18 protein-coding genes are annotated in these 23,998 nt (G+C 65.4%); 16 read left to right on the forward strand and 2 right to left on the reverse strand.

The window, feature by feature from the left end; all coding sequences use genetic code 11:
- The first annotated feature begins 1,408 nt into the window (after window positions 1–1,408).
- Window positions 1,409–2,503 carry a replication protein RepA gene (locus RR42_RS20850; RefSeq protein WP_043352635.1) on the forward strand — a complete coding sequence of 365 codons (1,095 nt, stop codon included), beginning with the start codon at window positions 1,409–1,411 and terminating at the stop codon, window positions 2,501–2,503.
- Between the two features lie 220 nt (window positions 2,504–2,723).
- On the opposite strand, the gene RR42_RS20855 is transcribed toward RR42_RS20850, so the two are convergent.
- Entirely contained in the window at window positions 2,724–2,927 is a 204-nt protein-coding gene (locus RR42_RS20855) for a cold-shock protein (protein WP_043352637.1), read from the reverse strand.
- A 365-nt stretch (window positions 2,928–3,292) separates the two neighbouring features.
- On the opposite strand from RR42_RS20855, the gene RR42_RS20860 reads away from it, so the two are divergent.
- Together RR42_RS20860 and RR42_RS20865 are read left to right on the forward strand one after the other, a co-directional pair.
- Window positions 3,293–3,952 carry an AAA family ATPase gene (locus RR42_RS20860; RefSeq protein WP_043357505.1) on the forward strand — a complete coding sequence of 220 codons (660 nt, stop codon included), beginning with the start codon at window positions 3,293–3,295 and terminating at the stop codon, window positions 3,950–3,952.
- A 2-nt stretch (window positions 3,953–3,954) separates the two neighbouring features.
- Window positions 3,955–4,968, forward strand: coding sequence for a ParB/RepB/Spo0J family partition protein (locus tag RR42_RS20865; RefSeq protein ID WP_043352638.1), 1,014 nt, complete (start codon window positions 3,955–3,957; stop codon window positions 4,966–4,968).
- 61 nt (window positions 4,969–5,029) lie between these two features.
- Here RR42_RS20865 and RR42_RS20870 read toward each other — a convergent pair whose 3' ends face one another.
- Window positions 5,030–6,730 (reverse strand): phage integrase family protein, encoded by a 1,701-nt coding sequence (locus RR42_RS20870; protein ID WP_052494829.1) that lies wholly within the window; start codon window positions 6,728–6,730, stop codon window positions 5,030–5,032.
- Between the two features lie 499 nt (window positions 6,731–7,229).
- On the opposite strand from RR42_RS20870, the gene RR42_RS20875 reads away from it, so the two are divergent.
- The 13 genes from RR42_RS20875 (at window position 7,230) to RR42_RS20935 (ending at window position 23,990) form a co-directional block, all read left to right on the forward strand.
- Entirely contained in the window at window positions 7,230–8,090 is an 861-nt protein-coding gene (locus tag RR42_RS20875) for a helix-turn-helix transcriptional regulator (RefSeq protein WP_043352640.1), read from the forward strand.
- 337 nt (window positions 8,091–8,427) lie between these two features.
- Window positions 8,428–8,877, forward strand: coding sequence for a response regulator transcription factor (locus RR42_RS20880; protein ID WP_043352642.1), 450 nt, complete (start codon window positions 8,428–8,430; stop codon window positions 8,875–8,877).
- Between the two features lie 99 nt (window positions 8,878–8,976).
- Window positions 8,977–9,288: a hypothetical protein gene (locus tag RR42_RS20885; RefSeq protein WP_052494830.1), complete on the forward strand. Its 312-nt coding sequence runs from the start codon at window positions 8,977–8,979 to the stop codon at window positions 9,286–9,288.
- 643 nt (window positions 9,289–9,931) lie between these two features.
- The gene (locus tag RR42_RS20890; RefSeq protein ID WP_043357511.1) at window positions 9,932–10,600 is read left to right on the forward strand and encodes a phosphatase PAP2 family protein; all 669 of its coding nucleotides are present in this window, start codon (window positions 9,932–9,934) and stop codon (window positions 10,598–10,600) included.
- A 126-nt stretch (window positions 10,601–10,726) separates the two neighbouring features.
- Window positions 10,727–12,136 carry an undecaprenyl-phosphate glucose phosphotransferase gene (locus tag RR42_RS20895; RefSeq protein ID WP_043352645.1) on the forward strand — a complete coding sequence of 470 codons (1,410 nt, stop codon included), beginning with the start codon at window positions 10,727–10,729 and terminating at the stop codon, window positions 12,134–12,136.
- Window positions 12,137–12,263: 127 nt separating this feature from the next.
- The gene (locus RR42_RS20900) at window positions 12,264–12,515 is read left to right on the forward strand and encodes an acyl carrier protein (RefSeq protein WP_043352647.1); all 252 of its coding nucleotides are present in this window, start codon (window positions 12,264–12,266) and stop codon (window positions 12,513–12,515) included.
- Window positions 12,512–13,711 (forward strand): acyl-CoA dehydrogenase family protein, encoded by a 1,200-nt coding sequence (locus tag RR42_RS20905; RefSeq protein WP_043352649.1) that lies wholly within the window; start codon window positions 12,512–12,514, stop codon window positions 13,709–13,711. Before RR42_RS20900 ends, RR42_RS20905 begins: the two co-directional genes overlap by 4 nt.
- 10 nt (window positions 13,712–13,721) lie before the next feature.
- Entirely contained in the window at window positions 13,722–14,726 is a 1,005-nt protein-coding gene (locus tag RR42_RS20910; protein ID WP_043352650.1) for an amino acid--[acyl-carrier-protein] ligase, read from the forward strand.
- Between the two features lie 32 nt (window positions 14,727–14,758).
- A complete protein-coding gene (locus RR42_RS20915) occupies window positions 14,759–15,718 on the forward strand; it encodes a DUF1839 family protein (protein WP_236702141.1) in 960 nt (319 codons plus the stop codon).
- Window positions 15,719–15,772: 54 nt separating this feature from the next.
- Window positions 15,773–18,355 (forward strand): glycosyl hydrolase 2 galactose-binding domain-containing protein, encoded by a 2,583-nt coding sequence (locus tag RR42_RS20920; RefSeq protein WP_330218536.1) that lies wholly within the window; start codon window positions 15,773–15,775, stop codon window positions 18,353–18,355.
- A gap of 278 nt (window positions 18,356–18,633) precedes the next feature.
- Entirely contained in the window at window positions 18,634–19,356 is a 723-nt protein-coding gene (locus RR42_RS20925) for a Crp/Fnr family transcriptional regulator (protein ID WP_043352657.1), read from the forward strand.
- Between the two features lie 41 nt (window positions 19,357–19,397).
- Window positions 19,398–21,806, forward strand: a complete 2,409-nt coding sequence (locus RR42_RS20930; RefSeq protein ID WP_043352659.1) for a polysaccharide biosynthesis tyrosine autokinase — start codon at window positions 19,398–19,400, stop codon at window positions 21,804–21,806.
- Window positions 21,807–22,121: 315 nt separating this feature from the next.
- Window positions 22,122–23,990: an alpha/beta fold hydrolase gene (locus RR42_RS20935; protein ID WP_043352662.1), complete on the forward strand. Its 1,869-nt coding sequence runs from the start codon at window positions 22,122–22,124 to the stop codon at window positions 23,988–23,990.
- The last annotated feature ends 8 nt before the right edge of the window (window positions 23,991–23,998 follow it).

Genomic DNA, 23,998 nt, shown 5'->3' on the forward strand with positions numbered 1-23,998 from the left:
CCTCGGGACCGCGATTTCCTAGCCCGTGTCCGCCTCTCCTGAAGCCAGGCGGTGACCCAGGCACGCAGAAATGGGTACGCAAGGCATGAAATTCCACCGCGCGCCGGCATCCGAGCACCGAGAGCATCTCCGCGGGCATCGCGCAAGGGGCTGACTGACGCAATATCGCAACGCAGAAACGGGTACGCCCCGTTTTTTTTCTTCCCGCTGCCCCAACAGCTCAAACGCCTGAAATTGCGCAGAAACGGGTACGCCCAAAGGCCCATGCCGAGTTTCCCAGCGCTCGGCAGGCGCCTTCATGCGGTCCCTCGACCGCATTCCACTTCTCCTCCCCTCCAAAAATCCTTGTCCAAGGACGACTTGGCTCCTTTTCCGCAGAAACGGGTACGCACAGCACCCTTTCCAGTCGCGTTGTGGCCGCAGAAACGGGTACGCACAACTGACCGGTGCCTGCGGCATACGACCGCGCCGGCGCCAGTCTCATCGGGGACATGCGCAGAAACGGGTACGCCCGCAAAGATCCTTTTACTCATTCACTCTTTTTGAGTGCAAGCACTCGCTTTCTGTACAAGGCTTGTGTATAATAGAAAGAAGGGAGTTTTGCGCTCGACAAAACCGGATCCGATTACGCAGAAACGGGTACGCACCTTGAAAAACGAGGTCGCAGAAATGGGTACGCTTTTGGCGCCGCGCGACTCGAAACGAGGGTTCGCAGAATTGGGTACGCCGCAGAAACGGGTACGCTTCAAGTCAGCGAGCCCTGAAAAGCGGGTTTTCAAATGCCGTAGCGCAGAATTGGGTACGTAAACGGAACGACAGGGGTGCTCACGACGCAGAATTGGGTACGCAAAGCGGTGAGGGCGGTCTTGGTAAACTGGGATGCGTACCCAATTCTGCGGGGATAACTACTCCGGAATGCCGGTTTACGCGGTATACGTGACGAAAAGCGCTCTGCGCCCGCAGAAACAGGTACGGTTTTGGCGCCTCCGGCTGTGGAAAAGCCTGTGGGAACAGGGACTTATCCACGCAGAAACCGGTTCGGGCTTTGCGCTGAAACGGGTTCGGTATACCGCAGAATCTGGTACAGCACTTCGCAGAATCGAGTACGGTTTCACGCAGAATCGGGTTCGCCCGGGGTGTTTTTCCTCATAAGAATCAAGGATCTGGGTCTCCCGTATACGGTTTACAAGTAGTTAACCCATACTCTTAACGTTTACCGGTAGCTGATGGCTGGCCTTCCGTGGACAACCCTTCGGGATTGCCCACCGTAGTCCACCATGCAACCAGCCATGAGACCCAGCACACCCAAAACACGCGGCATTGCAGGAAATTCATCTACCGAACCCGTTTCTGCGTGACAAGGCGGATTGCTTCGCGTAAAAAGTCGTGTATTCCGAAGCACGCCAATATGCCCATTAAACGCAACCAGACCATCCTTGGGTCCCGCGGTCCAGCAGATATGGACAGTGAGCCGTCCCGCATCATCGTTCCCGGCGACGAGAACAGTCTGGTTCCGTCCGAGAAATTCCAGCGCCTGTTCGACGAAGCCCAGGCCATGGAGCGCGAAGATGCATGGCAAAGCGGCGAAGTCGGCTTCTTGAGCCGTGCCAGTGTGCAGGTCACCTTGCCTTACCGGGCGCCAAAGGGCGCTCCGCCCGTGTGGACGCGCACCAGTGGAAACATTTCACTGATGATCCAGCCTGGATACTTCACCCAGCAGCGTTCAGAAAAAGCCAGCAACGGACGCCAGAAACTGGTGTCCGAAACGGTCTCGCTTGGCTATCCCTATGGCTCCTATCCGCGCCTGATGCTTGCCTGGATCGGCAAGGAGATCATGGCCAAGAAAAAGCGCGGCGAGTTTACCGGGACGGTCGAGGACCGCCGCATCTCGCTGGGCAATTCGCTGTCCGAGTTCATGTACAACCTGGGCATTCCGATGGCCACGGGTGGCAAGCGTGGCACCATGACCCTTGTGCGGCAGCAGATGATCCGCCTGTTCTCCGCCACCATTGCGATTGTCCAGAACAAGTCCACGCCGAGCCAGAATCAAAACCCGAACCACGAGCCGCTTTCGATCGATCGCGTCGGCTATCTGCTGGCAGACCAACTGTCGACCTGGTGGGATCCCATGCAGCCGGGGCAGGGCTCGATGTTCGAGAGCTTCGTGGTGCTGTCCGAGCCTTTTTTCAATGAGCTGGTTAACCGGCCTGTTCCGGTTGACATGCGCGCGCTGAAGGCACTCAAGCAGTCGCCGTTTGCGCTGGACGTATACTCTTGGCTGACCTATCGCTTCTTCACGATCCAGCGGCGTACCGAGATTCCCTGGGAAGCCTTGCAGATGCAGTTTGGCACTGAAACTGAAAGTGAGCGGAAATTCCGCGCGCTGTTCCGTAAGGCGCTCAAGGATGTGCTGGTTGTCTATCCTGGCGCCAAGGTGGATGCGGATTCGTCCAAGGCGCTGATCCTGCAGCCTTCCCGTACGAGCGTTCGCAAGCTCGCCTGAGCCTGGGTGCATGCATTGCCGAACCCGCCTGCCCAATGAGCTGGCGGGTTTTTCGTTGGGCCCCCGAGATATTGCGTGAAGGTGCCTGGATGCCGAGCGAGCATCGTCGGCCCTGCAAGAAGCACAAAAGGCAAGCGTTATACGCTTGCCTTTTGCTTTGCCTACCGCGTCAAGCCCGAGAGCCAGGCGCAGTCTGCGATTTCGGGCTTGATTCGTGAGATCAGGCCGGCTTGATGGCGGATGCCTGCAAGCCCTTCGGGCCCTGCTTTACTTCAAACGTGACGCGCTGACCATCCTTGAGCGTCTTGAAGCCCGAACCCTGGATTTCGGAGAAGTGCGCGAACAGATCCGCACCGCCGTCGTCCGGGGTAATGAAGCCAAAGCCCTTGGTCTCATTGAACCATTTGACCGTACCGGTTGTCATGTGAATTTCCTTTCGAAGCAAGTTCTTGTACGCAACGCAAACAACGCTAACAACCGTTCAAGCACGCTAAGTTCTCGTAGTTACCGAACGGACGCCGACGAGGTGACACGACTTGACTCGACTGTTGCGGGCATCATAACCAGTTTGTCTAGTTGTGTCATGTGCGTCGAAAGACGCACTGCCGCTACTTTAGGCGTATTCCGTGCCGCATTTCAAGTGGAAATCTTTCATTTCCATAACGCGAAATATTTTCGCCAATATTATATTTAAAATATAAATTCAAAAAACAGTTGAGCCAGCACGTCACTTTGACTAAAGTTGCGGCTAGCGATAATCGCGCTTTCAGCGCTGAAAGAGAGGTCGTAGTGCCAGCTAAAATCATCACGGTCTTCAACCAAAAGGGCGGATGCGGAAAGACCACGGTCAGCATGCATCTCGCAGGGACGCTCGGATTGCGCGGCGCGCGATCGATGCTTGTCGATATGGACGAGCAGGGCACGGCAACTCGCTGGGCCGCGCAGGCAAGCGATGAGCGGCCTTTTCCTGCTTCGGTGATCGGCCTGGCGCCGTCCGGCGGTGCAATGCACCGCGAAGTCAGGAAATTCATCCAGGACTACGATTACATCGTGGTCGATTGCCCCCCGGCGGTACATTCGGCGGCACCCTCAAGCGCCCTGCTGATTTCCGATCTGGCAATCATTCCGGTCGTCCCATCACCTCCCGACCTTTGGGCGGCCGTGGCAGCGAAGACCCTGGCCCAACACGCTCAGGTCCAGAACGAAACGCTGCGTATCCGCGTCATGGCAAACATGGTGCAACGGCGCGTCTCCATTGCGCGCCAGGCGATTGAGATTCTGGGGGACGATCTGGAAATCCCGTTGATGCAATCGATGATCGGTTCGCGCTCGCCGTTTCGCGAATGCCAGGCGATTGGATGCACCGTGCACGGCGTGGCAGGCGCGCGTGAGTCCGTGCAGGAAGTCGACATGATGGTCGACGAAGTATTGTCTTTGATTGAGCAATAGGTATGGCGACAAAATTGAAAAGCCTCAAGGCAGGCATGTTGGCGGGAATGGCGGCAGAAAAAACCCGAGGGGACGCGATCGATCGCTTTGCCCGCGCCGAAGCGGCAATTTCGCAACACCCCAACGGCTTGCTTCAGGCGCGCGGCCGAGAGCCGAGCCCCATTTTCAGCGCTGAAAGTGAGCCGGAGGAAGAGGGCGGCCGAATCCTGATGAAGGTGCCGCTGGCGCAACTCCACGACAATCCTTTCAATGCCCGCCGCATCTACGACCCCGTGGTGGTGCAGGAACGCGCGGCTTCGATCGCCACCCATGGCCAGAAGACACCGGGCCTGGCGACGCCGGACCCAGCGCGGCCGGGGCACTACATCCTGATCGATGGCCACTACCGCAAGCGGGCGCTGGCCTCCGCGGGCAAGCTCGAGATGGAATGCTTCATCGAGAGCAACCTGAATGACCTGGATTTCTACCGGTTGTCGTTCCTGCTCAATGAGCAACGGTCCGACCAGTCGGCGCTGGACAACGCGATTGCCTGGCGACAACTGCTGGATGAAGGCAAGGTCCAGAAAGAGGAAGACATCTGCGAACTGACAGGCATGTCAGCCGGCACGGTTAACAAGACACTGGCGCTGCTCAGACTGCCCGAGTCGGTCCTGGGCGTCATGCGCGAGCGTCCCAGCGCAATCGGGATTGCCACCGGCTATGAACTGACACTCTATTGCAAGATCGTTGGAGAGGACCGCACGCGGGACCTGGCCACGCGCATCATGGCAGAGGGCTTGTCCAGCCGTGAAGTCGAGGCGATTCGCAAGCACGCGCAAGAAGGCAAGGCACGCAAGATCAAGGAGATCAGCCGGCAGTACAAGATCCGCAGCGATGCCGGACAGCTGCTGGGCACGATCAAGGAGTGGGATTCCGGGCGCGTGGTGCTGGACGTGCAAGTGAACGACCGAGGCGCGCGCGAAGCGCTGGTCGAAACTCTCAAGGCGCGTTTTGGCCTGGAGAAGACCGCTAGCTGATAGCTTGCACTTGCATAGTCATAGGCGGGGGAGAAGGGCAGCGATCACCCACCCCACCCGGTCACTCCGGGGCCGAAACGACATGAACATGATCCACTGTGCTGGTCCCGGAAGCCTCAGGGGCCATGACTCCCGCGCCGCCCGCCCCAACGCGCTTCACCCGCGTTCTTCGCCCCGCCAGGTCGCGCGGCGAGCGCACCGCAAACTCGGCATCCTCGGCCTCCCGATACCGCTCGATCACCTGGCTCAGCAAGGCATGCAATCCCCTTACCGAATAGCCTGAGCCCGGCGACATCTCGGCCTTACGCCTGGCACGGCCGGTAGGCGGAAGCCGGGGTGGCCCGACAAGCACGATCGGCTGGCCGGCCAGGCTGCCCCAATCCAGCCCGCGGTCTTGCCAGTGACGCTTCAGTGCGCCGCGAGCGGCTTCGCTAAGACCCTCATCCACTGCACTGGGCGTACCAACTTCTTCATGCGTACCAACTTCTTCGTGCACGCCAAGCTTGTCGCGCGTGAACGTCGCCAGGCTCGCAAATCCGATAGGCTGCTCCTGCAACAAGCGGACCGCGGCGTCGGCCGCGCGATACCGAATGCCTTCCGGTTCCCGGCCCTGGGCGGCTAGCCAGTCAAGGAATCTGGCCAGCGATTCGGGTTCGAGGGTGCTCCCCGCGGCCACCGGCACAGCCAAGCGCAATGCCGTCCTCCTCGACTGGCTCTCGGGCCGCCAGACGTGCTCCGCAATATGTCCCTGGCCTTGCAGCCATTCAAACAGCGCACCCAGGATACGCGAGGCATGAAGCACGCTGCTCTCGGACAGCGGACCAGTGAATGGCCGCCAGGCCGCCGACTCCCTTGGTGCGCGCGGCCCGACCCACAAACGTACGGGAGCGGGATGACGAAGGAACGCGAAATATTCCTCGCGATCCTGCCGATCCAGCATCGCCAGCGGTTTGCGTCGCTCCATTGCCGTCCAAAGCAAAAGCCGCTCGGCCTCCTTGCGGTAGGCTAGCCAGGTACTTTGCTGCGCCCGATTTGCTGCGAGCCAAGCCCGAACCGCGACGAGATCGCTTCCAAAAGCGCTCTTCAGATCACTATTGTCCGGAATCGCAGTTACCGTACCCGATTCTTCTTCGCGCATCAACTCAAGCGGCACCAGTTGGTGCAAGCGCGGGCCAAGCGCGGCTTCGGCCAGGCGCCCCCGCGCGAAAACGTGCTCCCGCAGCAGCGGCTCTCCCCGGTCATCCCGGACGACATCGCGATGATCGGCCAGCCACCGGTTGATCGCCGCCCCGGCGAGGGCGCCGATGCGCGGTACCGAGCGCCACCACGCATTGCCATGGCGGTTGGCCAGATTCACCAAAATATGAAGATTAGATATCTTCTGTGCCCGCAAGCGCCTGGCCAGGGCCGGGGAAAACCAAAGCTCGATGCCATGATCGGCTCGGGGCTGGGCGGTACCCAGCCGTTCCAGCTCGGCCAGGGCTTCGACCCGGCGGTCCATGCCCCGGTTGGAGCGGCCGGGACCACCTTCCAGCAGTTCAGCCAGATCCTGCCGGCTATGCAGGTGCGCCAACTGAACCATGCGGTCGCGCAGCCCAAGCAACACCCGCAAGGCGGATTCGCCACCTGCGTCGTCGTCGTCGCTGTCATCACTGAGATAGCGCCCAGCTACCATGGCAGCCGGCATGCCCTGCACGTAAGCCCGAACAGCGGCAAATTCGCTGCGGGTGAGACTCAGGTTAGGGGCCTTACCGGGTTGCATGACAACGTTCGATTTGGTCGCTAAGATCTTGATTCATAAGGCACTTAATCAATCGCTAAATGCATCCGGGTATAAATGCATAGTGAAATTCAATGCCGATAATTATACTGGCAAAATGCCCCGCTTTCTTCCGCTAACCGCCCGGGACAGCGCGATACGGCAGTTCCGCCCTGCGCCGTTGGTATTGCACGACACGCTTTGCCGGGTGTAACCCTGACTTGCATTCACCACCTTCAGTGCATATCCTGAGACCCAGAGTTAGATTTTTTAAACTCTGAGTTGAGAAACATCTACAGCGTAAAAAAGCGCAAACGGGGCGATTCGAAAACGACTCCACGGGATGGTCAGTCGGGCAGCCGGACCTGGATGGGTACGTTGCCACGGCCTGGAGACGAAACGGATCGTATGGAAATGCAACCGCAGCATAGTGGGCATTTCCGTTAGCATGTGCGGGTTGTCGCGGGGCTCGCCATGCCGTAACAAAAAAAAGAGAGCGGCCATGGCCACAATCCTCTTGATCGAGCCTCATCCCCTCCTGCGCCTGGGTCTGCGCCATTTGTTGACCCAGGCCGGCCTCCACGGCGAACTCGTCGATATCGATCCAGGCGCACTACCTTATCCAGCCGAGTGGCTCTGTCATGCCGACCTGATGATCTACGGATTGTCGGCGGATCCGGCGTTGAGCTGGCAGGAACTGGATCAGGCCTGCCAGACACTGATGCCGAAGCGGGTCCTGGTGCTATCCGAGCAGATCCTGTCGCCGCAGAACGGCGCCACCATGCCCGACAGCGTGCGCGGCCTGTTGTCCAAAGCCTGCAGCGCCGACATGCTGGACGCGGCGATTCGGCTTGTCCTTGCCGACGGCGAGTGCTTTCCCGCCCGGGCCCAGGCGGCGCGCGGCGACGCGAGTCCTGTGCCGTGGCCCTTGATTCCGGCCAGGCCGTCGCCGGCCCCGCTGCATATGCACGTCGGACCGACCCAGGTCGATGACGAACATGACGCCGCCGCCCACCCGGCACAGCACCTCCCGGGCGATGCCGCCTCCGAGCCGGAAACGCCTTCGGCCGGATCGCACCTGCTTAATATTACCGAGCGCCAGTACGAGGTGCTGGCGCTGCTGGCACGCGGCTATCCGATCAAGACTGTCAGCCGCCTGCTGAACATCTCGGTGGCTACCGCCAAGACGCATGCATGCACGCTTTACCAGCGGCTGCACGTGCGCAACAAGGGCGAGGCGGTTTACGTAGCGCTGCAGCGTGGCGCGAAGCTGAGCTGGCCGGGCCCGGCAACCGCTGCCGTGCCGATTCGCGGTGTGGGGCCGTCGCCGGTGGATCTGGCCGGTGTCTGCCAGGCAGCCTGATTGTTAGAGGCTGTTTCAAAATGAAGCGAAGCGGTTCTGGCTAGGCGCGCGGCCGCAGACAGTACAACTGGATCGGCCAAGGCCGCGCAACGACGCCAGAATCTTTTTGAAATGGCCTCTTAGTCCCGCCGGGCGCGCGCTGTGGCGCCCGGCGGCCCGAAGCACCAGCGACTCCATCCTCCGCACTACGGCGCCTCATCCGAATGCACGAGGCGGCGTAGTGCTGCACTTGCTACCCTGATCAACAAACAAGTGGCTCTAACGGGAAGCCGGGCCTGGCCCTTGCTGGCTTAGTGCAACCCGCGCAGCCAACGCAACCCGCTGTCACCCACAGCCGATGACAACGCTCCTGCTTGCCCACAACATGATGCTGCGCCGGGGTGTGCTGCGGCACCTGCGCGAGCTTGCCGCGCTCGCCCCCGTGCTTTCGCAGACCCCCGAGTGGCTGCTGGAGGCGACCCCGGCCGAATTACCCCCGGGTCCCGTCGATTTCGCGCTGCTTGACTGCAGCGGCACCGATACCGATGCTTTCCGCCTGCTCGATGCACTGCACTCCCGCCTGGCGCCCCGGCGCTGGCTGGTCATGTGCGAGACCCTCGACCCCGAGTTCGCACGCTACGCCGCCGGCCTTGGCGCTAGCGGCTGCCTGCCGGTGCCAGCCTCGCCCGAGCAAACGCGGGCTGCGGTGGCGCTGGTGCGCGCCGGGGGACAGTGTTTTCCGCGCCGGGCTTTTGCCATGCCACCGCCCTCCCCCATCGGTTCAGGTGGGTCTACGGCAAGGGGATGATGCGCGCGCCGGTGCGGCTGCCTATGCTGAAAGTGCGCGAATGACGAAGCCGGGACGCTCAATGTCAAGCTGGCCGCCGCGCGATGCACAGGGGGTCGTATGGAAAACGAGCTGGATATCCTGGTCGTGCGCGGCTTTGCCGTGCCGGAGGGCCGGGGCAAGTGGGCGTGCTGCTACGAAATCAGATTGACTACCGGGCGCGATGAACCGCTGTTGTATCGCGGAGAGTTGCATGGCAGGCGCTACGCCTGCGAGGCTGCCGCGATCGCGGCAGCTACCTTTGCCGGTGAGCAGGAAGCACGCAGGCAGATGGCATCCGTGTGGGCCGGACTGCTCGCGCGCCACGAGTACTGCGTGGTGGTGGCGAGCGAACCGGCACCGGAGCACGTGCATGCGCCGACGGCCGGCTAGGCCGCCAGCCAGGGCATCCCGGTAGCAGCGTGGGATGCAACCGGCTGTTCATCCGCCGCAAGACAGCAAGAGTAAGGCAAGAGGGGGCGACGACGAGCGCGTGTTCGGGGGACCGGAGCTTTTCCGGTGCGCATGCCGGCATGGATGCGCGCACGCGTGTTTCGGTCGCAGCGCATGCTGCGCCGGATCTTGATGGCCACGGTTTAGCCGGCCGGCAGAGGCGGCAAACCGTGGCCTGTTTCTTTTGCTGCCAGCGGCGCCTGCCCGCGAAATTGCCGAGATCCAAAGGTGCCGCACAAAAAAACGAAAAAAAAAGAGTCCGCCGACCGGGGGACCATGCGGACTCTAAAGTGGCCGGCTCGATTCCGCTCGGCGGGCCACTATCCGACGATAGCCAAACACCGGCGGTAGCTGTATCGACCAGAAGATGCATCTGCCACATGGCTGAAGGGCCGGCCAGCCAGTTCCCAGGGAAACCCGCCAGCCCAGCGCATGCTTCGCTCCGCCGCATGGCCTGCGGGTGGGACCCTGGCCGCCTCATGCTTCCGGCTGGGTTGAGGCCGACCCGAAAGCCCGCGTGGCAGGCAAGCCGGTTACGCAACTGTGTTACTTTGCTCGCGTGCTCGATCCCCAAACAGCCATCATGATTCCGTGGCACCTTATTTCCCGCTTCGGCGAAACCTCGCTGCTGCTGCCCTGCGCCGTGCTGATCGCCGCATGGCTGTTCCATGCCGGCGCCGTTGCCAGCGCACGCCGGTGGCTGTTGAGTTTCGGTGTGACCGCCGCGCTGGTGCTGGCCTCCAAGCTGGCCTTCATGGGCTGGGGCATTGGCTGCGCGGCGCTCAACTTCACGGGTTTTTCCGGGCATAGCATGATGTCGGCGTCGGTGTTGCCGGTGCTGCTCTACCTGATCGTGTCGGCGCGCCATCCTCGTCTGGCGGTTGGCGCCGGCGGGATCGGCCTGCTGCTTGCGTTGCTGGTGGGCCTCTCGCGGCTGAAGCTGCAGGCGCATTCAGGCTCGGAAGTGCTGAGCGGGCTTGCGCTCGGATTTGCCGTCAGCCTGAGCTTCATTTTCCGGGGCCGGCGTCCGGCGCGCTCCGCGCCGGCCCTGGCTGGCGCGCTGGTGATCGTCCTGATGCTGGGCGTGCCGGCGGTCGGCGTCGCCGCGCCCACGCATCACTGGCTCGAAATCCTTGCTGCCCGGCTGGCCGGGCGCGACAAGCCGTTCCAGCGCGGGCAATGGCGCGAATGGGCTGGCCAGCGCGAGGGATCCGCGGTGCTGGCCTGCCAGCCCCCCGCCTCACCGCGCTGAGCAGGAAGACCCGGCCCGCCGGCGCGCGTCCCGAACGCGTGTGTGCGCAAGCAAACAGACGGTACCGCTGCCGCGGCGCAACCATGATCTGCGTAACAAGTCCGGCTCGCCGGATGGAGGCAAATCATGTCAAGGGTCCGCGCATTCGTTGCCGAGAGGCAGGCCGCCCTGCAGATCCTGTATCGCTTTGCCGATGCGGCCATCGTCGCCGCCTGCGGCGCGGTGGTTGGCGAACTGCTGTTTCCCCACGGCCTGCGTAGCGCCGCCCCGGTCCATGGCTTCATCACCGTGTTGTGTTCGGTCAGCACCTTGCTGGTGTTCCCTGCCTGTGGCTTGTACAACTCCTGGCGCGGCCGCAGCCGCGCCGCGTTGGCGGTGCGCACGCTCGCGGCCTGGGGGGCGGTGTGCATGCTGGGCTTGGTCACCGCGTACCTGATGCACCAGTCGGCCGCGCTGTCCAGGCTTTGGTCGATGGGCTGGGTCCTGAGCGTGGCCGTCATGCTGCTGGCCTCCCGGGTGCTGCTCTACGGCATGCTGGGCAGCGTGCGCGTGCATGGCATCAACGCCAAGCGCGTGGTGATCCTGGGCTACGGATCGCTCGGCCACGAGATGTACCAGCGCGTACGGAACAATCGCGGCGCGGGCTACGACGTGGCCGGCATCTACGACGAAGGCACGGAGCAGCCGGTGCCCGCGGGCGTAACGCGGCTGGATTCGCTGCAGCAGGTCTGCACGTTCGTGCGCAACAACGGCGTGCGCGAAATCTGGCTGACGCTGCCGATGGCTGCGTGCCGTGATCTCTATGACGTGGTCTCCCACTTCCGCAACGACCTGATCGACATCCGCTGGGTGCCCGACGTCATGTCGGTCGAACTGCTCGGCCATCGCTTCAGCGACTTCCTCGGCCTGCCGGTCATCGACCTGAACAGCCCGCCGCAGTCGGGCATCACGGGTTTGCTCAAGGGCAGCTTCGACCGCGCTTTCGCGCTGGCGGCGTTGGTCGGGCTGTCGCCGCTGCTGCTGCTGATCGCTGTGCTGGTCAAGTGCTCGTCCCCCGGCACCGTCCTGTTCCGCCAGGCTCGCTTGGGCATGGATGGCCGGCCGTTCCACGTCTACAAGTTCCGCACCATGGTGCAGCACCAGGACGCGGGCAGCGTGACCCAGGCCGTGCGCGGCGATGCCCGCGTCACGCGCATCGGTGCCTTCCTGCGCCGCACCAGCCTGGATGAGCTGCCGCAGTTCGTCAACGTGCTGCGTGGCGAGATGTCGGTGGTGGGCCCGCGCCCGCACGCTATCGAGCACAACGAGATCTACAAGGAAGTGATCGATCGCTACATGCTGCGCCACCGGGTCAAGCCCGGCATCACCGGCTGGGCGCAGATCAACGGCTTTCGCGGCCAGACCGACACGGTAGAGAAGATGCGCAAGCGCATCGAGTTCGACATCTTCTACATCTGCAACTGGTCCTTCCGCCTGGACCTGCAAATCATCTTGCGCACCGCGTTGCATGGCTGGACGGGACGCGAGGCGTTCTGAGCAATTCGTCTCCCCAACACCCGTGCCGCCAACCCGGATGCGAAGTTGGTGGGCCAGCGCACCGAAGCCGGCCAGCAGCTGCGGCCCAATGATGAAACCCGACCATCCTCACCGAGGAGAACCAGAGATGAAGGCAACCATTCGACAAATCCTTGCCGATGTGGCGCGGCTCGACGTGTCGGTAGATGCGCTCGACGACCAGGCCGATCTTTACGAAGCCGGATTGTCATCGCTTGCGACCGTCCATGTGATGCTGGCCATCGAGAACGCATTCAATATCGAGATCCCGGACGCCATGCTGACCCGACAGCTCTTTCGCAGCGTCAACTCGCTGGCAGCGGCGGCCGAGCAGCTAAGACAGCAACAGGAGGCAGCATGAGCCCCCCCTTAGCCAGCGTGGACCTGGCACGCCCGATGGCTGCCCACGCCACCTCCGCCGAACTGATGGTGGCGGCGCAGCTTGCCGCGCTCGAAGCGGCCAAGCACGCCGATCAGGTCGACCGCGACGCGGCGTTTCCGCACGACGCGTTTGCCGCGATCCGGCAGCACCGGCTGCTCAGCGTCATGGTGCCTGCGGCGCACGGCGGTGCAGGCGCGTCGCTCGACACGGTCGCGGCCATCTGCCGCGTGCTGGGGGCAGCCTGCTCCTCGGCCGGCATGGTCTACGCCATGCACCAGATCCAGGTGGCCTGCATCGTCGAGCACGGCACGGGTAACCCCTGGCATGAGCAGTTGCTCCAACGCATTGCCTCGGAGCAGTTGCTGCTTGCCTCGGCCACCTCCGAGGAGGCGATCGGCGGTGCGCTGCGCAACAGTGGCTGCGCCGTCAATGTCGAGAACGACCGCTTCCATCTGCTCAAGATGGCGCCCACGATTTCCTACGGCGCGCATTCCGACGCCATCCTGGCTACCGCGCGGCGCCATGCCGATGCCTCGCCCTCGGACCAGGTCATGGTGTGCCTGCTCAAGGACGATTTCACGCTGCAGAGCCTCAGCACGTGGGACACCCTTGGCATGCGCGGTACCTGCAGCAACGGCTTTCGCCTGGAGGCGCGCGGCGCCTGCGAGCAGATCCTGCCGGTGGCGTTCGGCGAGATCGCGGACGGCACCATGACGCCGGTTTCGCACATCCTGTGGGCCGCCTTGTGGACCGGCATCGCCGGCGATGCCGTGCAGCGCGCCAAGGCCTTCTTCCAGGGCCAGGCGCGTGCGCGCCCGGGCTCGCTGCCGCCATCGGCCACGCGGGTGGCCGATGCGGTGGCGATGGTGCAGATGATGGAAGGGCGGATTGAGCTCGCATTGGCGCACCAGCGCCAGCGTCACGCGGGGCTGTCGGTGTCGGCGCTGTTCTCGCTCGCCGCGGAGATGAACGGCCTGAAGACCAGCGTGAGCACGATGGCGATTGAAGTGGTGCAGCAAGCGATGATGATCTGCGGCATGGCTGGCTACAAGCAAGGCACGCCCTACAGCCTCGGGCGTCACCTTCGCGATCTCTGGTCCGCGCCGCTGATGATCAACAACGACCGGATCCTGACCAATACCGCTAGCTTGCTGCTGGCCGAGCGTTCCAGCTAAGGAGCACGACATGGATGCCAACGTCAGCGTGGAAGATCGCGCCAATTCCGCGCCCGCGGACGCCGCCGGCGCGTCGACAGCTATGCCTTCGTACAGTGATCCGCAGGCAGGCCAGCGGCGCTACCAGCAAGCATTGATCGAGGCGGGCCTGCTGATCCCGAGCGGGGTCGATGGCGTCTATGGCCGCAGTGCGGTGTTCGAGGCCATTGCGGACGGCCTGAACGTGGCCGTCACCGCGCTTGGCGCCGACCAGCGTGCGGAAGTGATGCGCTTTCCGCCCGCCATGTCGCGCCAGGATTTCGAGGCTAGCGACTACCTGAAGAGCTTTCCGCAGCTAGCCGGCACCGTGCACAGCTTCTGCGGCAGCGATCGCGACCACCATCGCCTGCTTGCACGGATGGAGGCGGGCGAGGAATGGGCCGACGAGCAGCGGCCGACCCGCGTGGTGCTCACGCCGGCCGCGTGCTACCCGATCTATCCGGCGGTGGCGCGGCGCGGCCCGATGCCGCCGCAGGGGTTGGTGGTGGATGTGCTGTCGTATTGCTTCCGCCACGAACCTTCGATCGATCCGGCGCGCATGCAGATGTTCCGCCAGCGTGAGTATGTGCGCCTGGGCGATGCCGGGCAGATCATCGCCTTTCGCCAGTTGTGGATGGAGCGCGGCCAGCAGCTGGCCACCATGCTCGAGCTTCCGCACGAGGTGGATGTGGCCAATGACCCGTTCTTCGGGCGTGGCGGCAAGATCGTGGCGGACAGCCAGCGCGAACTGAAGCTCAAGTTCGAGTTGCTCATCCCGATCAACGAGGGCGCTCCGCCCACGGCGTGCATGAGCTTCAACTACCACATGGACCACTTCGGCCAGGTGTGGACGCTGCGCACCGCCGACGGCGAGCCGGCACATACCGGCTGCGTGGGATTTGGCATCGAGCGCCTGACGCTGGCGCTGCTGCGCCACCACGGCTTCGACCTGTCGCTGTGGCCCAAGGACGTACGCGCCACCCTGGGAGGGCTGTAATGCTCGTTGACCCGCGAACGCTAGAGCGCGGCATGCATGTGTCGCACGCCTTGCACAATGGCAATCCCGTCTGGCCGCAGACCAACTGCTATGTAGACTTGTGGATCGAACTGCTGCACGGCTGGGAGCTGGACCCGGTTGCGGCGCTCGGGTTCACCGTGTCGCAGGATTTCGAGGGTGATCAGTTCACCTTCTTCAAATACCCGCTGGACGATCTCGAACGTCTCTACGGCGTGGTGGTGCAGGAGCTGTCGCTGTATGAGTCGATGGAAGACCGCGTCGCCGGGCAGACCTGCCGCGGCCACGTGGTACTGCTCGAGGTGGATGGCTTTTACCTGCCGGATAACCGGGCTACGTCATACCGGCGCGAGCATACCAAGACCACCATCGGCATCGATGTGATGATGCCCGAGGCGCAGTCCGTGGGTTACTTCCATAACGAGGGCTATCACGTGGCCACCGGCGAGGACTACGCAGGGTTGTTCCGCCGCCTGCCCGCGCTGGCGGACGACGTGAACCTGCTGTTCCCGTACGCCGAGGTGGCGCGCCGCCGGTTTCCCGCGCTGGAAGGGACGATGCTGGTGCGCGCCTCGCTGGCGCTCTTGCGCAAGCACCTCGCGCGCCGTCCGCGCCAGAATCCCATCACGGCTTTCCGCACGGCGTTTCCCGCGCATCAGGAGGCACTGATGGCCGGAGGTGAGCAAACCTTCCATCCCTACGCCTTTAGCGTGCTGCGCCAGCTCGGCGCCAACTTCGAGCTGCTCGGGCAGTACCTGCGCTGGCTGGCGCAGCATGGCCAGCCGATGCCTGAGAGCATAGCGGGCGCGTGCCAGAAGCTCGCGTCCGAGGCCATGGTGATGCAGTTCCGGCTGGTGCGCTCCATTATCAGCCGCCGCGTGGATCGTTGCCAGGATTGCCTGGAACAGCTCGAGGCCTCCTACGAGGCGGCAGTGCCGGCGCTGGCGGGCTACGTGGGCGAAGCCGAGTACTGAGGGCCGAGCGCCATGCATGCGCCGCTTGGCTTGACACCCGTCCCCGGGCGACCAGTGCACCGGCAACCGCTCGCCGGCGACTGGGCTTTGCTGGAGACGCCCGCTGGCGCCGTGGCATCGCCCGCGGCGCTGGCCGGGCGCGGCCCATGGATGGCGGCCCAGGTGCCGGGGACCGTGGCGCAGGCGCTCCAGGCGGCGGGGCAATGGCAGGCGGCGGCACCGCGGCCGCTGCACGATCACGACTACTGGTACCGCGTGACGGTGTCCGGCGCCGGCGCGTACCGCCTGCGCTTGCACGGCCTGGCTACCGTGGCCGAGGTCTGGCTGGATGCGGTGCGCGTGCTCGATGCGCAGAACATGTTTACGGCGTTCGAGGCCGAGCTCCATCTCGATGGCGAGCATGTGCTCTGCCTGTGCTTTCGATCGCTGCACCGCTGGCTGCGCACGCAGCGCGGCCCGGTGCGCTGGAAGCCGCGCATGATCACGCCGCCCACGTTGCGCCTGGTCCGCACCACGCTGCTTGGCCACATGCCCGGCTGGTGCCCGAGCGTGCACACGATCGGGCCCTGGCGCGGCATCGACCTGCTGCCCCTTGCCACCGACGCGAGCCCGCTGATGACGGCGCGCCTGGACCTGCAGGCTAGCCTGGCCGCCGATGCGGCGCAGGGTGGCGTCATCCGGCTCCGCCTGCGTGACATGGCACTGCTGCCGCCAGCGATGACGATCATGCTGTGCGCCGATGGCCGCGAGGCACCCATGAAGGCAGTGGATGCTGGCACTGGCGGCATCGTCTACGAGGGCGAGCTGTCCGTGCCCGAGCCGCGCTTGTGGTGGCCGCACACGCATGGCGCGCCCGAGCGCTATGCGGTGCATCTGCGGCTGGGCGAAGAGCGCATCGTGTGCGGGCAGGTCGGCTTTCGCCGCATCGAGCTCGACCGAACCGTCCAGGGCGGCACCGACGGCGTGGCGGACCGCGAAGAGGACGCCCAGGGGTTTGCGCTGCGCGTCAACGGCGAGCGTATCTTTTGCCGCGGGGCCTGCTGGACCAGCCACGACCTTGCCAGCCACGCCGATGCGCCCGACGAAATACAGAAGTGGCTCGCGCTGGCGCACGGCGCGGGCATGAACATGGTGCGCGTGAGCGGCGTCACCTGCTACCAGGGGGAGGCCTTCTTCGACGCGTGCGATGCGCTCGGCCTGCTGGTCTGGCAGGATTTCATGTTTGCGAACTTCGATTATTCGGCCAGCGTCGAGGCCGCGCGCCCGCTGATGGCGCAGGCCACGCGCGAGGTCAGCGAGTGGCTGGCGGCGCATCGCCACCATCCCAGCGTGGCGGTGCTGTGTGGCGGCAGCGAAGTCGAGCAGCAGGCCGCAATGATGGGCACGCCCGCGGCCACCTGGCGCCAGCCTTTGTTCGACGAGATCATTCCGGCGTGTATTGCGGCCTGGCATCCCGACGCGGTGTATGTGCGCAACTCGCCGTGCGGCGGTGCGTGGCCCTTCCAGGCCGACAGCGGCGTGACGCACTACTACGGCGTGGGCGCCTACCAGCGCTCGCTTGGCGACGCACGCCGCGCCAATGTGCGGTTTACCTCGGAGTGCCTGGCGTTTTCCAACGTGCCATGCGCACGTACCATGGCGGACGCGCTTGCGGTGCCGCCCGTGCATGATCCGCGCTGGAAGGCCCGAGTGCCGCGAGATGCCGGCAGCGGCTGGGACTTCGAAGACGTGCGCGACTTCTATTTGCGTGAATTGTTCAAGGTGGACCCGCCGCGCCTGCGCTACGAGGACACGGCACGCTACCTGGCGTTGTCCCGCGCCGTGGTGGCGGAGCTGATGACCGACGTTTTCAGCGAATGGCGGCGAGCGGGCTCGACCTGCTCGGGCGCCCTGGTGTGGCAGTTGCAGGACCTGTTGCCCGGCGCGGGCTGGGGCATCGTCGATGCGCTGGCCCGGCCCAAGTCGGCCTGGCATGCCTTGCGCCAGGTGTGGCAGCCGCTGCAGGTGCTGATCACTGACGAAGGCCTCAATGGCATTCACCTGCATCTGATCAATGAGCGCGCCACGCCGCGCAATGTGCGCCTGCAGCTGCAATGCTGGCGCGACGGCGAGACCCCGGTGCTCGATGTCGCGCGCGATGTGTGCCTGGCTCCGCGCTCCACGCGGCGCATCAGCGGCGCTGCGCTGGCGGGGGCCTTTTTCGATTTCACATACGCCTATCGCTTCGGGCCGCGCCTGCATGACGTGGTGCGCGCCGCGCTGGTCGATCCTTGCGACGGCGCGCTGCTGAGCCAGGCCTGCTACCTGCCCGAGCGCAGCGCGGCCGCGCTCGAGCCGCCGGAGCTGACGGCCGGCGTGGCGCGCGAGGACGGCGATTGGTGGCTCACAGTGTCCACCCGGCGCTTTGCGCGGTGGGTGCACATCGACGATATCGCCTTTCGCGCGGAACACGACTGGTTCCATCTCGCGCCCGGCAGCCAGCGGCGCGTGAAACTCTTACCCGACAACGGCCCGAAAGTTGGAGGCCGCGAAGGCGCGCAGGGTGTAGGCCTTGCGCAGGCAGATCCCATCCCGATGGGGGAGGTCCATGCCCTCAACGCGCGCCGCGCCATTGCCTACAGCGCGCCAGGCGCCTGAAGAGGCGGAATGACGCCAGGCAATGGCGGTGCGAAGCGCCGCCCGGCCGTCATTGCCGCGCACCGGCCAAGCGGCCCGGCGGCGCTCTCACACCTACCGAAGGATGATCAGGTTTCAGCCGTGCGGCTACTGTTGGCAGGGCCACATATGGCCCTTAATACAAGCACAAATGCCGTGCGAACCAGTGACAAAGAAAAGGTGGTCGGCGCAGGTCCTCCGGATCACGGTGGGCCGGCTTCGGTCAAGGTGTTCGTACGGCTGGTCACGGGGAGAGAGAAATGATCAGTCAGCGTTCGGACCTGCACGTCAACCATGTGCTTGGCGCCTTGCCGCGCAAGGATTGGGACTCACTGTCGTCGCACCTTGAGCTGGTACGCATGCGCGCCGGGCAGTTGCTCACCGATTCAGGCCAACGCATCCATCATGTTTATTTTCCCACGACGGCCATCGTCTCGATGCTGTCGCTGCTGGAGGACGGCGCCACGGTCGAGATCGCTGCCATCGGCAATGAAGGCCTCGTCGGCATCCCGGTGCTGACCGGTGGCGACACCATGCCCTGCCGCGTCGAGGTACGCACGCCGGGCTTTGCCTACCGCCTCGCGGCCGCCACGCTCAAGCAGGAATTCACGCACTCCCCGGCCATCCAGCGCGTCACCTTGCTCTACGTGCAGGCCGTGCTCACCCAGATCGCGCAGACCGCCGTGTGCAATCGTCACCATTCGCTCAACAAGCAGCTTTGCCGCTGGCTGCTGCTGGCCCTCGATCGCATGGCGTCCAACGAGTTGGTGATCACCCAGCAGGTTATCGCCAACATGTTGGGGGTGCGCCGCGAAGGGGTGACGGAAGCCGCCGGCAAGCTGGAGGACCTGGGCCTGATCCAGCATAGCCGCGGGCACATCACGGTGCTCGACCGGCATGGGCTGGAGGCGCACTCCTGTGAATGCTACAAGCTCGTCAAGCGCGAGTTCGATCGTTTGCTGCCGGCGCTTGCCAGTGCTTGAGGCGGGAGCGGGGTTGGGTCAGGGAGATTGCCGTGAACAGGTTGTCCTTCGCCGGTGCGTCGCCGGCTGCAAATGAGCCGGAGCAGCCGCGCGCGCGCGGCTCGCGCGCACTTGTCGATCACCTTGGCTGGATCGTTGCGCTGACGCTCGCTGGCGGCGCCATCGGTGCGCTGGTCGCGTTGTCCATGCCGCAGCACTATCGCGTCGAGGCGCTGGTGCAGGTGGAGCCACGCGACGCAGGCCAGAATGCCGGTGCGCGCGGTGGGGCGCAGGGCGGCCCCGCTGCCCCGTTCGACGCTGGCATGCTGACCAGCCGCGCGGTGGTCGGGCCCGTGGTGGAGCGGCTGCGCCTGGACGTCTCGGCGGCGCCGTTGCGCGCGCCGCTGGTGGGTGCGCTGGTGGCGCGCTTTGCCGAGCCCGGGCAAGCCATGGCGGCTTGGCCGGAAAGCCTGGGCTATGCCTGGGGCGGCGAGCGCATCCAGATCGACAGCCTGGCGGTGCCCGAGCGCCTGCTTAACGTGCCGCTGATGCTGGAGGTCCAGCCGCAGGGCCACTATCGCCTGTATGCCGGCAATGCGCTGCTGTTCGAGGGCGTGGCGGGCGAGCCGGCCGCGGGCAACGAGGTGGAGCTGCAGGTGGCCAAGCTCGATGCCCTGCCGGGCACGCGCTTCGCACTGGTGCGCCATGATCCGCTTTCCACCATGGATGCCATCTCGCGCGAACTGGTGGTGGACGAACACACGCGCGACGCCGGCACGGTGCGCATTTCCTGGCGCTATCCCGACCGCAAGCTGGCCGCCGCGCTGGTCAATGGCGTGGCGCAAGCGTATATCGACAGCCAGACCACCCAGCGCCGCGACGATGCGGCCGGCAGCCTTGCCTTTGTCACTGGCGAGCTGCCGCGCGTGCAGGGCGAGCTCGAGCGCGCCGAGGCCGCGCTCACGCGCTACCGCACCCGTAGCGGCACCATGGCGCCGACCCAGGACGCACAGTCATACCTGAACGGCAGCATGGACTACCAGCGCCAGATCGCCGCGCTGCGGCTGGAGCGTACCCGCCTGCTGCAACGCTTTACCACCGACAGCAATGAAGTGCGCACGGTGGACACCCAGATCCAGGAGCTCAGCAAGGTGCGCCGCGACATGGATTCGCGCATGCAGAACCTGTCGGAGACGGAGCGCGAGTCTGTGGCGCTCACGCGCGACGTGAAGGTGGCCGAGGACATGTACATGACGTTGCGCAACCGGGTGCAGCAGCTCTCGCTGGTGCGGTCGGATCGCTCCAACAACATGCGCATCGTCGATGCGGCGCTTGCGCCCGCCCGGCCCGACGGAGTTGGCCCGTGGCCGCTCACCGGCGGCGGCGCGCTGCTCGGTCTGTGCCTCGGGCTGGCCGGCGTGGCCGCGCGGCAGCGCTACAGGCCCTCGGTGGGGGATGCCGCCGATGCCGAGGCGCGGCTGGGCATGCCCATGCTCGGCGAGATCGCGTTCAGCAGCGAGCAGACCGAGCTTGAGCACCAGTCCGAGGTGCATCGCCGCCTGGGCATGATGATGGGCTTCGCCGCCCAGCCCAGCCCGCGCCTGTACGCGCCTGCTCCTGGCAGCGCCCTGGCCGAACCCGGCGGGTTCTCCACCGGCGAGGCCGAGCGGCTGCTGCGGTGCGGGCTGCATGACCGCTTCCTGCTGGCGCGGCGCTCGCCGCACGCGCTCGCGGTGGAGGGCCTGCGCAGCGTGCGCGCGGCCCTGCATTTCGCCGTGCGCAATGCGCCCGACGCGGTGCTGGCCGTGACCAGCCCGGCGCCCGGCACCGGCAAGACCTTTGCCTGCGTCAACCTGGCCGTGCTGTTCGCCGAGGCTGGCCAGCGCGTGCTGCTGATCGACGCCGACCTGCGCCGTGGCAAGGTCGCCAACTGGTTCGACCAGGCCGCCGAGCCGGGGCTGGCCGAACTGCTCGCGGGCCAGGCAGAACTCGCGGCCGTGGTGCGGCCCACCGTGGTGTCGGGGCTCTCGGTGATCACCGCCGGATCCATGCCGCCCAATCCCTCCGAGCTGCTGATGATGCCGGCGCTGGCCGAGACGCTGCAAGCCTGCAAGGCCCGCTTCGACCTGATCATCATCGACACGCCGCCGGTGCTGGCCGTGGCCGATGCCACCCTGGTCGCCAACCTGGCCGGCTCGACGTTGCTGGTGGTGCGCGCCGATGTCACGCCCGCCGCGCAAGTGGACGAGACGCTAAAGCGCCTGGCGCGTGCCAGTGCGCGGCTTGCCGGCGGCATGCTCAATGGCGTCACGCGCCGGCGCAGCAACCGCGCGGACTTCGCCGCGATGAGCCCGTACCTGGGGCTGCCGCTGCCGGCCGCGCGTCCCGAAGCGCTGGCGCTGGAGTCGCGCCCGGCCCGGCACGGCACGGCAGAGCAGCAGGCGGGCCAGGGCTCCATGCCAGCCTCCTGATGTCCGGGGACGCCAGGGAAATCTCCATGAGCGTACCCATTTCTGCGTGCGGCAGGACCTTGTGAAACGCCGCCTCGCAACCAGCGCGCAACGTGCCCCGCACGTTGCGCGTTGTCGCGAAAACCGCAGACTGTCGTGGCCAATTGGGGCCGTTGGGCGGGCCGCGACACGGCATTTTTTGGGTTGTGCCAGGCCGGGAGCCGCCGGCGGGCATGGCGCAAGGGCACATACAAGCAACAACAGAAGACAAAGCGTACCCGTTTCTGCGTGCGCCAATGCCTGGGGCCAACGCCTCGTTTTTCCTTGGGAGAGCGCATGAAACCGGTCTTGTTCGAGGGCTGTGCCGGCTGGCTGCACGAGGCTGCAGGCACCACGGGTGTGGTGCTGTGCAACCCCCACGGCCACGAGGCGATGTGGTCGCATCGTGCGTTTCGCCACCTGGCGGCAGACCTCGCCGCCGGGGGCTTGCCGGTGCTGCGCTTCGACTATCCCGGCACCGGGGACTCCGCCGGCTCCGACGCCGATGGCGAGCATATTGCCTGGTGCGTGCACGGCATCCTGGGCGCGGTAGCCGTGCTGCGCGAGCAGGCCGGAGTGAGCCGGGTCGTGCTGTGCGGCCTGCGCCTGGGGGCCACGTTGGCCGTGCTCGCCGCCGAGGCACTGGCCGCGCGAGAGCCCGATGTCGTGGCCGGCCTGGTGCTGCTGGCGCCGGTGGTGAGCGGGCGCGCCTATCTGCGCGAGCTGCGTGCGTTGCACACCAGTTGGGTCAACAACGTCATCCCCGACATCGAGCTCACGCCGCCCACCGACGGATCGCTCGAAGTGCTCGCCTACCGCTTTCAGCCCGACACCGTGACAACGCTCGAAGGCCTGCGTCTGACCCGCCGCAGGGGCTGCCCCGCGCCGCGCGTGCTGCTGCTTGACGCCTGGCCGGGGGCCGCTTCCCCCGTCGCAGAAATGGGTACGCTTTATCGCGGATCGGGGGCCGAGGTCACCCTGGGCACCTTTGGCGAGTATCCCGGCATGATGCAAGCCGCCGAGTACGCGCAGGTGCCTGAGAGCGCCTGGCAAGCGGTGCTGGCCTGGGTGCGCCCGGCCGTTGCCGCCGGGCGCCGCGGCGCCGCACCCGGCCTGCCTGCGCCAGGCAACGAGAGCCCCGCGCTGGAATGCGAGGTGGACGGCGTGCGCGAGCAACGGGTATGGCTGGACCGCGGCCGCCAGTTCGGCATCCTTTGCCATCCCGCGCGGCGTGGCGCGAGCGATGTCGCGGTGCTCTTTCCCAATACCGGCGGCAACCACCATGTGGGCGACGGGCGGGTCTTTGTGAGCTTGTCGCGCGAATTGGCCCGGCACGGCGTGACCGCATTGCGCCTCGACCTCTCCACGCTGGGCGATAGCCCGGCCCCGGCACGCCAGATGAGCATTCCGGCGGTCTACGCGCAGAGCGCATGCGACGATGCCAGTGCCGCCGTCGACTGGCTGCGCGCGCAGGGGTACAAGCGCATCGTCATGTCCGGGGTCTGCTCGGGCGCGTTCATCAGCCTGCACGTGGCGTTGCGCAATCCGGGGGTCAATGGCCTGGTCCTGGCCAACCTGGCGAAATTCCGCTGGGACGATGCCGACACCGCCGCCGTGAACGAACGGGTGCAGTCCATGCGGGGCTACGTCGCTGCCGTGCGCCGCGTGCAGAACTGGCAGCGGCTGTGGCGCGGCCAGGTCAAGGTCTGGCCGATCCTGTCCGGCTTCGCACGCCGATGCACGCGGCGCGTGGCGCAACGCTGCGCCGCCGCCGTGGTGCGCTGGCGCGGCGGCGACGACACCACCACCGTGACCGGTTTCGCGCGGGCCGCCATGCGGGAGCTCGACCGGCGCGGCGTGCAGACGGACTTCCTCTACGGCATGAGCGATATCGGGCTGGAAGAAGCCAAGGACCGCTTCGGCAGCAACCTTGAAGCGCTGCAGGGCCTGGGCAACATCCGCGTGCGCACCCTGCCCACGTTCGATCATTCGCTGTTTCTTGCTGACAGCCGCGCCGCGCTGGGGGCGCATCTGGTGCGCTACATCGAGGTGCAGCTGGCGCGCGGCGAGCCGGTCGAGCCCGTCGAGGTGAGCGAGGTGAGCGAGGTGAGCGAGGGCAGCGCCGGCGCGTTGGCGGATGCGGTATCAGGCACGGCGAGCGCCTGAGCGCGGCC

Source organism: Cupriavidus basilensis, from assembly GCF_000832305.1.
In the GTDB taxonomy this organism is placed as follows: domain Bacteria; phylum Pseudomonadota; class Gammaproteobacteria; order Burkholderiales; family Burkholderiaceae; genus Cupriavidus; species Cupriavidus basilensis_F.

Bases quoted from the DNA above. Each gene is read 5' to 3' on its own strand.
- RR42_RS20880 (WP_043352642.1), top strand. From the start codon at position 8,428: ATGACAACGCTCCTGCTTGCCCACAACATGATGCTGCGCCGGGGTGTG.
- RR42_RS20850 (WP_043352635.1), top strand. From the start codon at position 1,409: ATGCCCATTAAACGCAACCAGACCATCCTTGGGTCCCGCGGTCCAGCA.
- RR42_RS20915 (WP_236702141.1), top strand. From the start codon at position 14,759: ATGCATGTGTCGCACGCCTTGCACAATGGCAATCCCGTCTGGCCGCAG.
- RR42_RS20925 (WP_043352657.1), top strand. From the start codon at position 18,634: ATGATCAGTCAGCGTTCGGACCTGCACGTCAACCATGTGCTTGGCGCC.
- RR42_RS20905 (WP_043352649.1), top strand. From the start codon at position 12,512: ATGAGCCCCCCCTTAGCCAGCGTGGACCTGGCACGCCCGATGGCTGCC.
- RR42_RS20855 (WP_043352637.1), bottom strand. From the start codon at position 2,927: ATGACAACCGGTACGGTCAAATGGTTCAATGAGACCAAGGGCTTTGGC.
- RR42_RS20890 (WP_043357511.1), top strand. From the start codon at position 9,932: ATGATTCCGTGGCACCTTATTTCCCGCTTCGGCGAAACCTCGCTGCTG.
- RR42_RS20875 (WP_043352640.1), top strand. From the start codon at position 7,230: ATGGCCACAATCCTCTTGATCGAGCCTCATCCCCTCCTGCGCCTGGGT.
- RR42_RS20895 (WP_043352645.1), top strand. From the start codon at position 10,727: ATGTCAAGGGTCCGCGCATTCGTTGCCGAGAGGCAGGCCGCCCTGCAG.
- RR42_RS20885 (WP_052494830.1), top strand. From the start codon at position 8,977: ATGGAAAACGAGCTGGATATCCTGGTCGTGCGCGGCTTTGCCGTGCCG.
- RR42_RS20900 (WP_043352647.1), top strand. From the start codon at position 12,264: ATGAAGGCAACCATTCGACAAATCCTTGCCGATGTGGCGCGGCTCGAC.
- RR42_RS20910 (WP_043352650.1), top strand. From the start codon at position 13,722: ATGGATGCCAACGTCAGCGTGGAAGATCGCGCCAATTCCGCGCCCGCG.
- RR42_RS20870 (WP_052494829.1), bottom strand. From the start codon at position 6,730: ATGCAACCCGGTAAGGCCCCTAACCTGAGTCTCACCCGCAGCGAATTT.
- RR42_RS20865 (WP_043352638.1), top strand. From the start codon at position 3,955: ATGGCGACAAAATTGAAAAGCCTCAAGGCAGGCATGTTGGCGGGAATG.
- RR42_RS20935 (WP_043352662.1), top strand. From the start codon at position 22,122: ATGAAACCGGTCTTGTTCGAGGGCTGTGCCGGCTGGCTGCACGAGGCT.